Annotated in this window: 8 protein-coding genes; all 8 read right to left on the reverse strand. The window is 57.8% G+C overall.

All coding sequences use genetic code 11. The annotated features are described in order from the left end of the window. Nucleotides 1–18: 18 nt before the first annotated feature. Nucleotides 19–2,124 (reverse strand): bifunctional diguanylate cyclase/phosphodiesterase, encoded by a 2,106-nt coding sequence (locus tag H6F46_RS12170; RefSeq protein ID WP_199291531.1) that lies wholly within the window; start codon nucleotides 2,122–2,124, stop codon nucleotides 19–21. Nucleotides 2,125–2,168: 44 nt separating this feature from the next. Then, entirely contained in the window at nucleotides 2,169–5,708 is a 3,540-nt protein-coding gene (locus tag H6F46_RS12175) for an MHYT domain-containing protein (RefSeq protein WP_190354883.1), read from the reverse strand. A 390-nt stretch (nucleotides 5,709–6,098) separates the two neighbouring features. Next, a complete protein-coding gene (locus tag H6F46_RS12180) occupies nucleotides 6,099–7,268 on the reverse strand; it encodes a pentapeptide repeat-containing protein (RefSeq protein ID WP_242027920.1) in 1,170 nt (389 codons plus the stop codon). Nucleotides 7,269–7,541: 273 nt separating this feature from the next. Beyond that, entirely contained in the window at nucleotides 7,542–8,588 is a 1,047-nt protein-coding gene (gene tilS, locus H6F46_RS12185; RefSeq protein WP_190354881.1) for a tRNA lysidine(34) synthetase TilS, read from the reverse strand. Between the two features lie 72 nt (nucleotides 8,589–8,660). Further along, entirely contained in the window at nucleotides 8,661–10,694 is a 2,034-nt protein-coding gene (locus H6F46_RS12190) for a hypothetical protein (RefSeq protein ID WP_190354880.1), read from the reverse strand. Nucleotides 10,695–10,864: 170 nt separating this feature from the next. Further along, nucleotides 10,865–11,827 (reverse strand): energy-coupling factor transporter transmembrane protein EcfT, encoded by a 963-nt coding sequence (locus tag H6F46_RS12195; RefSeq protein WP_190354879.1) that lies wholly within the window; start codon nucleotides 11,825–11,827, stop codon nucleotides 10,865–10,867. Nucleotides 11,828–11,850: 23 nt separating this feature from the next. Continuing rightward, nucleotides 11,851–13,083, reverse strand: a complete 1,233-nt coding sequence (locus H6F46_RS12200) for a citrate synthase (protein WP_190354878.1) — start codon at nucleotides 13,081–13,083, stop codon at nucleotides 11,851–11,853. A gap of 17 nt (nucleotides 13,084–13,100) precedes the next feature. Continuing rightward, nucleotides 13,101–13,667: a phosphohistidine phosphatase SixA gene (sixA, locus tag H6F46_RS12205; protein ID WP_190355024.1), complete on the reverse strand. Its 567-nt coding sequence runs from the start codon at nucleotides 13,665–13,667 to the stop codon at nucleotides 13,101–13,103. Nucleotides 13,668–13,689: the final 22 nt, after the last annotated feature.

The raw sequence follows: 13,689 nt of genomic DNA on the forward strand, positions 1-13,689 counted from the left end.
AAACTCAGGAAATAAATATCAACCCTGACGAGACCAGGATTTAATGGGATAGTCGCTCAAAAAATTCTCCATTTCGGCAACCGTGAGGGGTTTAGCCACCCAATAGCCTTGAATGAAGTCACATTTAAATTCTTGTAATTTTTGGAGTTGAGCGATCGTTTCAACGCCTTCCGCCACAATCTGTTTTTGCATGGTTTGGGCAATGTGGATAATGGCGGCCACGAGTTCGCCCCGTTCGTGGGACTCATCCAGGGGCGTGATGAAGGAGCGATCGATCTTGAGAATGTCCACGGGCAGTTTCTGTAAATAACTCAGGGATGAGTAGCCCGTTCCAAAATCATCGACGCAAATTTGAATTTGTCGATCGCGCAAATTATTCAAAACGGCAATGTTTTGAGGGGTGTGACCCATAAATACCCCTTCGGTAATTTCGAGCTTGAGACAGGAGAGATCTGCGGCCAAATCTTGAACAATTTGATTGAATTTTTCCAAAAAATCCTGTTGGTTAATTTGGCGAACCGAAAGATTCACGCTCACAAATAAAGGTCGATCGCCCGGGCGATCACGATTCCACTGTTGGATCTGTTTCAGCGCTTCGGTTAACACAAATTCCCCGATCGCCACAATTAATCCTGTCTCTTCTGCGACGGGAATAAACATCGAAGGGGGCACATAACCATGAACGGGATGGGGCCAGCGCACCAGGGCTTCGCAACCGGCCAACTCCCCCGTGGCCACGCAAACAATGGGTTGATAGGCCACTTGCAGCGCCTGGTTTTGGAGGGCGTGGCGCAGCTCGGTTTCCATCTCCAGGGTCTGGAGGGCGTAGCGATGCATGGCCTTGTTGAACTGTTGGTATTGACCCCGGCCCATGGTTTTGGCTTGGTACATGGCCGCATCGGCATCCCGCAGCAAGTGTTCCGGATGGCTGTAGTTGTCGGAGTCTACGGCAATGCCAATGCTGGCGTTGGTAAAAATTTCATGGCCCTGGAGCTTAAACGATCGCTGCAAGGCTTCCATGACCCGATCGGCATAGGTTTGGGCCAAGGCGAGGGGATCGGGCCCCTGTAGCAGCAGGGTGAATTCATCGCCTCCGAATCGCGCCATGAGGTGGGGCGGCTCCAGCAAGCCCTGAAGCCGTTGAGCCAGGCTAATTAGCAATTGATCGCCCACAAAGTGCCCCAAGGAATCGTTCACCACTTTGAAGCGATCGCAGTCAACAAACAGCACTGCTACCCGATCGGCTTGGGCTTGGCGAGCGGCTTGAAACCGTTCCGCCAACTCCCGCGTAAAAGCAGTCCGGTTGGGCAACCCCGTGAGGTCATCCCGCAGCACCAGATCCATCAGTTGTTCTTGTAGCCGTTGGCGCTCTTGAATTTCCGTATGCAGGGCCGCATTCGCCTGCTCCAGGGCCCAAGTGCGCTCCCGCACACGCCGTTCCAAGTCCAAGTTCAGCTCGGCCATTCGCTGCTGAGCCGATCGCGCCTGCAAGTGGGTACGTACCCGGGCCAGCACTTCCTGGCCATGGAAGGGTTTGGTGATGTAGTCTGAGCCACCCGTTTCAAAGGCTCGCACCTTGTCGAAGGCATCACTGAGGCCACTGAGAAAAATGACGGGAATGTCGGCTGTGCTGGGATCCGCCTTCAGGGCCTGGCAAACGCTGTAGCCGTCCATGTCCGGCATCATGATATCGAGCAGGATCAAATCTGGCGGGTCGGCGGCCACGGCCCGCAAGGCCATGGAACCGTTGATCGCCTTGCGGATTTGATAGTGCTCACTGGCTAAGAGGGCTGCCAAGAGCTTCAGGTTTTCGGGGGTATCATCCACAATCAAGATATCGGCCGGCTGGAGATCCACCTGTTGAAAACCAGCTTGCTCGATATCGGTGTCAGCATTAATGTCAGCATTAATGTCAGCCATTACAGGGGTCGCGGCCCGATCGGGAGCGATCACCGCAGCGGCCGCGGGTCGATCGAGCGGTTGGTCGGCGTGGGGCCAGCCGCTCGATCGATCCAGGCCAGGCTCCTGGAATTCACTCACGCCCCTGGGCAAGTGCCCCGCAAGCGGTGTGTGAGTGGCGGCAGGCGAGTCCGGTGGTGGCTGGTCAGATGGGGGATGTGACATGGCGGGCAACAACTCAAGCGGCATGTTGAGACAAACGGACTGATCTAGGGGGCGGATTGCGCTTCATCCAGTAATTCCAACACCCGATCGAATCGCAAACCGTCAATCCATTGGCTGAAGACTTGCCGCAAGGCGTTGGCACTGTCCGGCAGCACCTCCAAAAGCTGCAAGGCTTGGCTATCACTGCCTCGGGTGACGGCTGATCGGAATTGTTGTTGCCAAGGATCAGGCAAGCTCGCCAGTTGGGCTAGCAAGGTATGGGGATCCGTATCGATCGGGGCGGTGTTGGGTTCCGGTTCCGCAGGCGCTTGGTAGAGGTATTGCACTCCTAATTTTTGACCCAGCAACTCCAGCAGATCGGTGAAGTTAAAAGGCTTACAAATCAAATCATCACAGCCGGCCGCCAAAATTGCCGCTCGATCTTGATCAAAAGCGCTGGCCGTTAAGGCAATGATCAGAGTTTGGTGGCCGCCGGGCTGGGATTTGATCAGGCGGCTAGCCGCGTAACCATCCAAACCAGGCATTTTCATATCCATAAAGATGGCCTGGGGGTGGTGCTGTTGCCACAGTTCGACAGCCATTTGACCATTGATGGCGGTGATGGTCTGAAAGCCCACTTGATTCAGCAAGTCCGTGAGCAGGGCGCGGCTGTCCGCATGGTCATCGGCCACCAAAATCACATAGGCCGGTTGCCCCGGAGCCAGCCGCAGGATGGGTTGCTGGGAAGCGGAGTCGATCGTGCCGCTGATTTCTGCCCGCTGGGCTTGGATCGTGACCGTGAAGGTGGCTCCCGTTTGCGGTTGACTATAAACTGAGATGTCGCCGCCCAACAAGCGGGCAAATTCCCGAGAAATGGACAGGCCCAACCCGGTTCCCTGACCCGATCGCTGGCCAACGGCTGTTTGCTCAAAGGGCCGAAACAGTTGGGCAATTTCTTCGGCAGATAGGCCCGGCCCCGTGTCGCTGATGTTGAACTCCAGGCCAATGGCGGCGGGGTCGGTCTCGCGGGTGGGCGGGGTCTCGGCGATCAGTGACGATCGCTCCCCGATCGGGGTGGTTGACAGTTCCCGCGCCGTCAAAATCACCCGCCCCCGATCGGTAAATTTCAACGCATTGCCCAACAGATTCAGCAAAATTTGCCGCAATCGGTTCTGATCTGTGATCACAAATTGCGGCAGGGTGGCCGATCGCTCAAAAAGCAACACCAACCCCTTGCTTTCCGCCTTCACGGTCAACAGGTCTTGCAAGGTGTCTAGCAACCGGTGCAGATCAAACCGTTCCAGTTGCAGCGTCATTTGGGCCGCTTCGATTTTGGACATATCCAAAATGCTATTGATCAGGCCCAGGAGATGCTCGCCGCTGCGGTTCACAATATTGGTTTGCTGGCGGTGGGTCAGGGAAAGGGACGGATCGCGTGCCATCAGTTGGGTAAAGCCCAAAATCGCATTCAAGGGGGTGCGGAGTTCGTGGCTCATTTGGGCTAAAAAGTGACTTTTGGCCCGGTTGGCTCGATCGGCCTCTTCCTTGGCGGCCAACAGTTCGGTCGTTTGCTGTTGGGTTTTGGCGAGCAGTTCGGCCTGTTGCACGGCCACGCCAAATTGCTCAGCAATCCGCACCACGCTGGCCACTTCCACCTCCGTCCAACTGCGCGGCTGGTCATTTTGGTAGCAAGCCAACAGGCCCCACAACTGTTCCCGGCAGAAAATCGGCACGATGATATAGGCCCTGGCTTCCAAGGCCTCTAACAATCGGAGATAGCAATCATCGAAACCGTAGGCATAAATATCACTGACGCAGCGACAACTGCGGGTGGTTTGGTAGCTGCCCCCTTGGGTGTCCTGGAGGTAGGTGTCTTGAATCAACAGGTTTTGGCTATCGATCGTTTTGATGATGCATTCCGGGCGATCGACCGCAATTCGCTCAATGGTGGTGTTGTTATAAACCGGTGTCCAACCGGGAACCACGGCCTCCGAAACCACTCGCCCGCTCCAGTTCGGCTCAAAGCGGTAGACCAAAACACGATCGCACTCAATAATTTGCTGAAGTTCGCTGGTGGTGGTGTCCAGGATGGTTTGCAGCTCCAGGGTGCGCCGCATTCGCTGAATCACGCGGGCGATGGTGGTTTCGCGGCGGGCAGTTTTTTGGAGGGCTAACTCAGCCAGCCGGCGATCGGTAATGTCCGTTAGGGAACAAACCACCCGCTCCACCTGCTGATCTTCATTCAGAATTGGATCCGCATTTACTAACAACCAGCGCCGCTGTTCACCTTCGTTCAAGCTCAAGATGGTGTTGGCCAAGCGCCATTGGGGATTGGTGGTGCGATCGGTTGTCCAAGATTGCCCCGCCGATCGATTGGTGGCCCCACCGCTGCCGGTTTCTCCCCCATCCCAACCCAAGCTGGCGCTGAAGCTGGAACTGAAGCCGGTGAAATTGGCTTTCAGCAGGTTGCCCACGCCTCGGTTCACCATCGGGTGATCGGGCACGGTGGCATCCGGCTCCCCCAACGCCAAAATCTGCTGAAGCGGCATCAGATCTTGGCCAAGGGTGAAATCATTTGGATTGAGGGTGGGCAACCCCGCATGGAAAATTTGCCCCTGAAGGGCCTCCACAGAAGTGCCCAACAACTTGGCCGCCATGGGATTACAAGACAAAATGCGCCCACCCGCGTCCACCAGCAACACCCCCGTTGGCAGGCGATCGATCAGCAGTCGAAACCGCATCTCACTTTCGCTGAGGGTTTGCTCTCGCACTCGCTGTCGATCGAGCATCCGCTCAAACGTTGAAATGGCCAGAGCAATCACCAAAATGACGATCGCCCCCAAGGCCACATCCACCGCCAACCCCGCTGAAGTGATGCTGGGCAAGTTGGAGGGCTGACTGAGACCCCCGCTCCCGATCGGGACATCTGGGGCCCGCTCCGAAACCCCAAAAACCGAGTGATTCACCATCCAAAACTGCGTGCTGGTCATGGCGGTGTAGTGCATCCCCCCAATTCCGCAACCCATGATGATGGCGCTGCTGAGGGACTGCCAGGTAAAGGGAACGCCACTGCCAGCCGCTTCCATGCCCGATCGCCCCAACCGCAGCGACAGCCAGGCCGCCCCATAGGCAGACACCAGGGCAATCACCACAGAGGCACCAACCCCCAGCCAGGAATAGTGAACCTCGCCAGGCAACTGCATCGCTGCCATGCCGGTATAGTGCATCGCCACGATCGCCAGCCCCATGCACAGCCCCCCCACCAACAGTGAAAAACGCACTGTGCTGCGGCTCATGACATACAGGCCAATCCCCGAGGCGATCAGGGCCCAAAACAAGGACAGCAACGTGGTGTTGAGGTCGTAGTGAACGGCCATGGGCAACTGAAAGGCCAACATGCCCACAAAGTGCATGGACCAAATGCCCACCCCCATGGCCAGGCTGCCACTGACCAACCACAGCGTCTGTTGGCGCACGGTTTGGGCCAGGCGCAACCGGCCCGCCACATCGAGGGCCGTGTAGGACGCGACGATCGCGATCGCCAGCGAAGCACTAACCAACGACCAGTCATACATCCCAAAAACGGGACTCAGCAGAGGCTCCATGGGCAATTGTTTAGCAATTCAGGGCTATGGTGGCGGGCAGCAATTAGCTCGGGCAATTAGCTCGGGCAATTAGAGCTTGTTTTGTATAGTTTTCCCAGCCTCACGGGGAATTTCGGCCCTGAGGAAACAACTGCGTTGCTGATCAGTGGCGATCGGTCATGATGATGAGTCCCAATGATCGATACCGAATGATCAATACCGACAAGCACTATCGATCGATATCGATACCGAACCGAATATCGATCACTGAAACTGAATCCTGTCAACAGCCTGTCAACAGCCTGTCAACGTGCCTCTTTCAATGTGCCTCAAGGAGCCAATTTGTGCATCTTGCACCTATGGATTTTCCTGCGGATCTGGTGGAGCTGATTGATCAAGTTATTGATCGAATTATTGATCGAAGCTGACCCAGAGTCGGTAATTGGTGAAGCCGCCCATCGTGCCCACGGAAATGTCATAGCGAGCGTCTTCCAGGGCCCGGAAGCGCGTTTTGCTGACCTGGCGGGCCAGGACGCGGCCGTCATCGTTGGTTAAGTCGAACCTGGCGCGGCCATTGTAAGAATCAAGCCGGATTTCAACCGACCCGGCCGGTAAATCCACCTGCCAGATATCTTGCTCGCCACTGGTCACCTCTCCTTGGGCCGTACCGTAGCGGCTGAGGGGGTCGATCGACAGGGCGTAGGTGTTGGAGCGATTGGCCAGGGTGGGGCCCGCCTGGAAAGGACGAGTCACCACCTCGCGCTCCCAAGGATTGCTCTCGTCGCGGTTGGTGGATTGGGGCCGCTGCTCGATCGGGGACAGTTCCACCGACAGTTCATAGGTTTCCGGGCCGCGTAAACTGCTGACCACCACTTGGTATTGGCCTTCGCTGGGAATTTCAATGAATGCTTCGCCCGTATTGGTGGCCAACCGAGACCCATCGGGCCCCAACACATCAAAGCGAGCATTGCTATTGCGGGAGGAAATCAGCACCTGCATTCGCCCGGGCCGCCCATTCACCAACCACACATCACTGCGATCGCTCGTGACCGTGCCGGTGACCAGGCCGGCCGTCCCGGCTGCATTCAAAGACAGCACTTGCGGGCCACTGGCCGTTGGGGGCGAGGGCCGAAAATCAGAGCTGGAAAAGTCCACACAGCCCACGTTCGATCGCGCACCACTGGGAACGATCGCCCCGCAAAGGTTCGCCCCGTCGAGGCGTGCTCCGGTTAAATCCGTGCCCCATAGGTAAGCGCCCCGCAGATCTGCGCCGCTCAGGTCGGCTCCCCGCAAGTTAGCCCGAATAATCAGCGTTTCGCGCAGGTTGGCCCCTCGCAGGTTGGCCCCTCGCAGATCCAGCCCATTCAAATCATTGCCCTGAAGGTTGCAACTGGGGCATTGGTTGCTTTGCACCAAGTTGCGCCGGTTGAAGGTGGTTTGGTTAAAGTCGCTGGCCTGGGCGGGAGTGGCAAATCCCATGGCCAGGGCGGCGATCGAGCCAGCTAACCCCCAGCGGCCAACGGCGGAAACGGCAGCAATGGCCAGGGAACGATTGCGGAAGTGGGATTCGATCGCGGACATGGCAGGGAAATATTGTTGAAATGCTGGCTGAAATTCGGGTGGAAATTCGTTCTTGGCGAGGTCGTTTGGCGGCAAGCTGCTCTTGCGTCCATTCGTTTTTAGCATTCGTTGGCGAAGACGGCGAGCGATCGGGTGGCAGCTAACGGGTTCAGGAGCGCAGAACTTTCCCCAGCCCTTGATCGGTTCTCGATTGGTTTTTGATCAGTTTTTGATCGGCTCCTCGATCGCTCCTTCGATCAAGATTGCTCTTTTGATCAACTGATCAGCCCAGTGTCAGCCCAGTGACCGATCGCCCTGCTCAGTTTGACCGCTGGAAGACTCGGCCGGCAACCAAATCAGCCAACGATCAAGCACCCGCACCACAGCCCCCTGAGGCAGGGAACGGGTTTGGCTGCCCTGGGGGGCGTTCACCAAAGCCAACACCGCCGCCACTTGGGCATAGGTGGGCGATCGGGCGGTTTGTTGGGTTAACCAGCGACGCAACACCCGCCGCTGAAGGGCGATCGGCTCCCGTTGCAGTTGAGCGCGATCGAGCCGATCGCCCCCATTGCCGAGGGTTGACCCAGTGTGATCGTGCTGCCCATGGGTCTCCAGCCATTGGGCGGTGAGCTGTTCCAACCATTGGGCCTCATCCGCCAACAGTTCCGCCGTTTGGGCCAAGTGGCGTTCCACCTGGGGGTTAAACGCTGCTCGCAACAGGGGCAACACCTGCGATCGCAACCGGTTCCGAAAATAACGCTGATCCTGATTCGTGCTGTCTTCCCAGCGGGGTAACTGCCAAGTTTGGCAAAATTCCGCCGTTTCTGCCCTGGTCCAATCCAGCAGCGGGCGCACCAATTGCAGCGACCCGAGCGATCGTTGCCAATCCAAAGACCCCAACCCATCGCCCCCACTGCCGCGAATTAAGTGATGCAACAAGGTTTCTGCCCGATCGCTGGCCGTGTGTCCCGTCACGATCGTGCTGCAATGATGCTGTTGGGCCAAGCTGCTCAAGGCATCGTACCGCCAGGCGCGGGCGGCCGCCTCGTTGGCTTGGGGTGCGTCCCAAATGGCCAGGGCGGCGGGCAACCCCCAATCGTTGGCTAATTGAATCACGAAGTCCCCATTGGCGGTCGCATCGGAGCGCCAACCGTGGTTGCAGTGCCCCACCACCAGTTCCCAGTGCCAAAGGCGGCGTAAATCCACCAACAACCGCAAGAGGCCGATCGAATCTTGGCCGCCGGAAACCGCCACCAGCACCCTGGTTCCGATCGGGAGTAAGCCGCGCGATCGCAGGGTCTGATGAAAGCGGGCATGTTGATCACTCCAGGGTTCCGCCACCCTTACCGTTCCCCCTACACCTCAAGGAGTGGAATCGCCTAGAACTATCACCGAGCACCCTAGGACTATTGCCTAGAACTTGGGCAACTCAACGGCGGCCAGCGAATCGCGCCGCTTGCGAGGTTTGGCCAAGGTGGGCGCGGGCCATTGGGGCAACGGTTCTGAGGTCGCCACCGGAGTCGATCGCGCCGGCCAATCCATCAACTCCGCTTCTAAGGACAGCACTTCTGCCAAAGGTGTCGCTAAATCTTCCCCATCAATGGGTTCAAGATCAACAAGATCAATAGATTCAAGCGAATCCGGTTGCCGAGATCGATCGCTCCGATCCGATCGATCAGGCTCCGACAGCGGATCGAAGTCCGGCGAACGGGAGTCAATGGGATACAAGTCAATCAAAGGGCGGGCCGGGCGATCAAGCTGGGCCGATTCGGCTTCGATCGTCCCTAAATCCGCCAGCGATCGGGGTGAGCCACTGTGGTGCGATTCGGTCAAGGGTAGTTGGATCGATCGCCTCGGAGCGGGGGCCGGCATGGGGGAAACTGGGCTGGGCAGATCTGCTTGCTCTGTTTCCGCCAAGGCCATCAACCGGGCCAACACGTCACTTTGCTCCGTAGGACTGAGGGGACGGGGCCAATCACTCAACCACAGGGCATCCGCTAGATCATCGAGGCCATCGCGATCGAGACCCGCCAGGTCATCGGTTGTAACCGCGTCCGGCAGGGATTCCCACTCAGCGGCCGCCCCATTGGACTCGATCGGGGGCAAAGCCTTGGGCGTAATGTCTTGTGCCTGATTGGCGAGTGCGCGATCGGCTGTTACTTGATCGATCGCCGCCAATTGCGCTCGCTGCCGGATTTGATAGGACAAATTCGGTGCGGTTTGCTCTAAGTCCCAATTCAGCAAGGCCAAAATTTCTTCAGTCCGAATGGCATCGATCGGGTCAGCCGGCCGCTCCGCAGGTGGCTCCGGTGCTTGGGGCAGGGTTGCCGTTGCCGCCCAATCCCCATCAGCCCAATCCCCATCAACCCAGTCTTGATCAACCCATTGATCCTCTTGATGATCAGTCAAGTCACATTGATCATCCGTCAAGTCACCGGAGGACGGCTCAGATTGCGTCAGGGCCGCCGGATGCGCCAGCGATCGGGGTTCCGTTTCGTTCAGGGGCGGCAACACCGATCGCCCATATTCCTGCTCCAGGCATTGTTCCAAGGCGGTTCGCAGTTGCAGGGTTTGCCGTTGTTGGCGCTTGAGTCGTTCCTGCAAGTCCTGTTGCCGCCCTTGCAGTTGCATCAGCTCATCGGCTTGCTTCAAGCACTGTTCTTGCAGCAATGCGCAGGCCCGTTCCAGTTGGGCAATGCGTCCCCGATCGCAGGCTTCCTGCTGCACCCATTCCGCCCGTTCCTGATCCTGTTGGGCCAACTGGGTTTGGGCCGCTGCCAAGGCTTCAGCCAAGCGCGTCGCTTCCTGTTTGGTGCTCTCAAAATCTCGCGATCGCGCGTCGTAGAGGGCCTGTTGGGTTTGGGCCCGCATTTGTTGCAAATCCAGCGTGGCCCGGCATTCCGCCACCGCCGTTTCCAACCGGGCCACCTGTTGCCGCAATTGCTCGTTTTCTTGATTCAGGGTCTCCGCCACTGCTACCAATTGGGCCACATCCGTGGGCCCGGCGGGCAACCCGCCTGAGGATCGATCGCCCCTGAGTCGGGAGTCACCCAATCGGGAACCACTCAAGGCGGCATCATTAAGCCGAGAACCCCTCAACCGAGAGCCGCCGTGGTTGGGTTCCTCGCGCTGGAATGGTAACTCCGCAGGCGATCGGGCTGGCCGATTACCTGACCAATAGGGTTGCAAAACATCCGTGCCCGATCGCGCCGGTCCCGTTGCTGCTGGGTTGGTGCTGGTCGGATGGGTGATTGGGGGGGCGACCATCTCCGAACTCGGATTCACCCCCGCTTCCATACGATCGCCCTGATCAGCCAGGTGATCCATGGCCGAGTCCGCTCCGTCATCCGCTCCATCCTCGACCAATGCTTCCAAAGACAGTGCTCCCGGAAAATTAACCGTCGTCCAGTCTTGGTCAGAATCAGGGCAAGGGGGCGTTAAATCCATAGTCGCTGCTCGGGCCGTTTCGCAAGCGTCCCAAAAAAGGGTGGCTTTCTCAGTAACGCATACAATTTTCTGGAGTGCAATTTTTTCTGGAGTGCAATCCACAAAACGCTAATCTGACGTTTTGATAATGGGATTAATGATGGGCCGCTCCCTGATTTTGCTTCCTGATTTTAAGGTTGCCACCCCCACCAGAGCCGCGCCCCAGCGACCAACAACAGCACCCCGATCGCCACCCCATCCTGGGCCCGCAGCCGAGGCACAGACAGGGGCAAAGAATGACGATCGGGAGTGGTGAACCCACGTACTTGCATGGCGGTGGCCATCTGTTCCGCCCGCATTAGCAGATTTTCCAGCAAGCGTTCTGCCAAAATCAGCCAAATTTTGACCGTGCCACGCCAGCCCAGCCGCCGCCAGTTGATGGCGCGGGTGCGAATCGATCGCACCAAATTTTGCACCTCTTCCAACACCAGCGGAATGAACCGCAGGGAGAGGGTCAACGTCAAGGTCACTTCTGCCACGGGCAGGCCTAAGCGTCCCAAAGGAGCCATCAAACTTTCCAAACCGGCTGCAATTTCCTCGGGAGCCGTGGTCAGCAAAAACAGCGTGGTGCTGTAAATCAGAATAAAGACCAAAGTGCCAACCCGTACGCCCAAGCCCAGCGATCGCCGGGACACCTTCAACCAGCCCTGTTGCACCAGCCAGTATCGATATTGGGTTGGTTGGGGCAAGACCAAGGATTCAGAGGCGATCGCCTGGCCCACTGGGGCTGAACCGCTAGCCGGGTCTTGAGCATTTGACGAATTCAAACTTGACCAATTCAAGTCCGCAGGCGATCGGGGTTGATATTTCAGGCCATAGCCATCGGGAGACAAGGCCGTGAGCAAGGTGGCAAAAAAGCCCACCAGCAACAACCAAACCAACTGCTGTCGCCAAACTCGCCAGGGAATTCCGGCCCCCACGGTCAACAGCACCAACAGGGCCACTAACCCCAACCGGGCCACCCCGCTGGCCAAAACGGGCATCAGCAGGAAAGCCAGCAGCCAACCCAGCTTCACCCGAGAATCCAGGCGATGGAGCCAAGTTACCGGTTGTTCAAGGTACAGCCCCAAGGGGAGCGATCGCATTAAGTCCATGAACGGCAGCGCCTAGGACAGCACTAGTTGGCGAGCGTATCAAACCGCACGAGAGATTGGCGCTGCTCGATCGGCTGGTACGATGCCTCATGTTCACCCGTGTAGATTTGGGTGGGTCGGAAGATGCGATTGGTGGACAGTTGTTCGCGCCAGTGGGCTAACCAACCAGCCACGCGGGCGATCGCAAAAACCGGCGTGAACAGATCCGTCGGAATGCCCAGGCGACGATAAACCAAGCCCGAGTAGAAGTCCACGTTGGGGTAAATGCCCTTGTGACCCAGGCGATCGGACACGACGCGCTCCACTTCCAAGGCCAAGTCGTAATATTGGTCGCGGCCCAAGTTGTCAAATAGTTCTTCTGCGAGGCTTTGCAGCACCGTAGCCCTTGGGTCTTTGACCTTATAAACCCGGTGGCCAAAGCCCATGATTTTTTGCTTTTCCGCGATGCACCGATCGATGTAGGGAACCACATTCTCGATCGAGCCGATCGCCTCCAGCATATCGATCACTTCCTCATTAGCCCCGCCGTGGAGCGGCCCCGCCAATGTGCCCACCGCCGAAGCCACCACCGCGTAAGGGTCGGTCATGGTGGAAGCGGTCACCATGGCCGAGAAGGTAGATGCATTGATCGTATGCTCCGCATGGAGGATCAAGCAGGTGTCAAACACCCGGGCCGCCAGGGGATCTGGCTCGCGCTCATTGAGCATGTACAGGAAGTTGGCCGCATAGCCCAAATCATCTCGGGGTTGAATGGGGTCATTGCCCTTGCGGATCGATTGGAAGGCCGCCACCATCGTTGGAATCTTGGCCAGCAACCGAATAGCCGCTTGACGAATATAAGCCGGGTTGGGCAGGGCCCGCCGCGAATAAAACAGCCCCAGGGCCGCCGCTGAAGCTTGCAGTGCATCCATCGGGTGACCGCTTTCCGGGAAGCATTTCATCATGTCCCGAATCCGGAACTTCACCCGCCGGTGATAGCGAATGTCATGCTCAAATTCTTCCAACTCCTCCCGGGTGGGCAAACAGCCCCAAATCAACAGAAAGGTGGTTTCCAGGAAGGTGCTATGCCGCGCCAACTCCTCGATCGCCATCCCTCGATATTCCAAAATGCCGTTTTTGCCATCCACATAACTGATGGCCGATTGGGTTGCGGGAACACCTTCGAGACCCGGCCGGAATTCACAGGCAGGGGCAGCCGTTTTGGCTGAATCGCCAGTGCTTTCGTTGACGCGATCGGAAGTCGCTGGTGTAGCCATAGGGCAAGGGCAGAAAACTATAGGAATAATCGGGGAGGGGTCAGCCAAAAGAGCTGGCTGCAACCAAGAGGAGAACCCATGGGGGGCAAAATCAAACCAATAATACCTGCTTTTTTCAGCACGATTGTGTCCCGTGCGTCATTGATCGGGTTTCCATCGCCCCAGATCAGTTGGTTGGCCCACTGACTGAGGGTGGGTTCGTGGCCCACCAGGGCCAGCCGCAGCCGGGGAGAGGGCTTGGCGGGAAAGGCGGCTTGGGCCAGGTGCTGAGTTCGCCACTGATCGTAGCGCTCTAACCAGGGGTCGATCGCCCGATCGGGCGTGAGTTCGGGCCAAATCTCCACTTGGGCAGCCAAACCCACTCCTTGCAGGATGGCGGCGGTTTCCCGGGCCCGCACGAGGGGACTGGTGACCAGGGTGTCAAAGAACAGTTTCTGTTCCCGCAGCCGATCGGCCATGGCGCGGGTTTTGGTTTGGCCCACAGGGGTGAGGGGGCGATCGTCATCGTTAACATAAGTGCCGCGTTCGGCGGCAATGCCATGGCGAATTAGATATAGCTCAATGGCAGAAATCACGGAAGACATGAAAGTTTTAGCCAAACCGGTA

It is taken from the genome of Limnothrix sp. FACHB-1083, from assembly GCF_014696485.1.
In the GTDB taxonomy this organism is placed as follows: Bacteria; Cyanobacteriota; Cyanobacteriia; order CACIAM-69d; family CACIAM-69d; genus CACIAM-69d.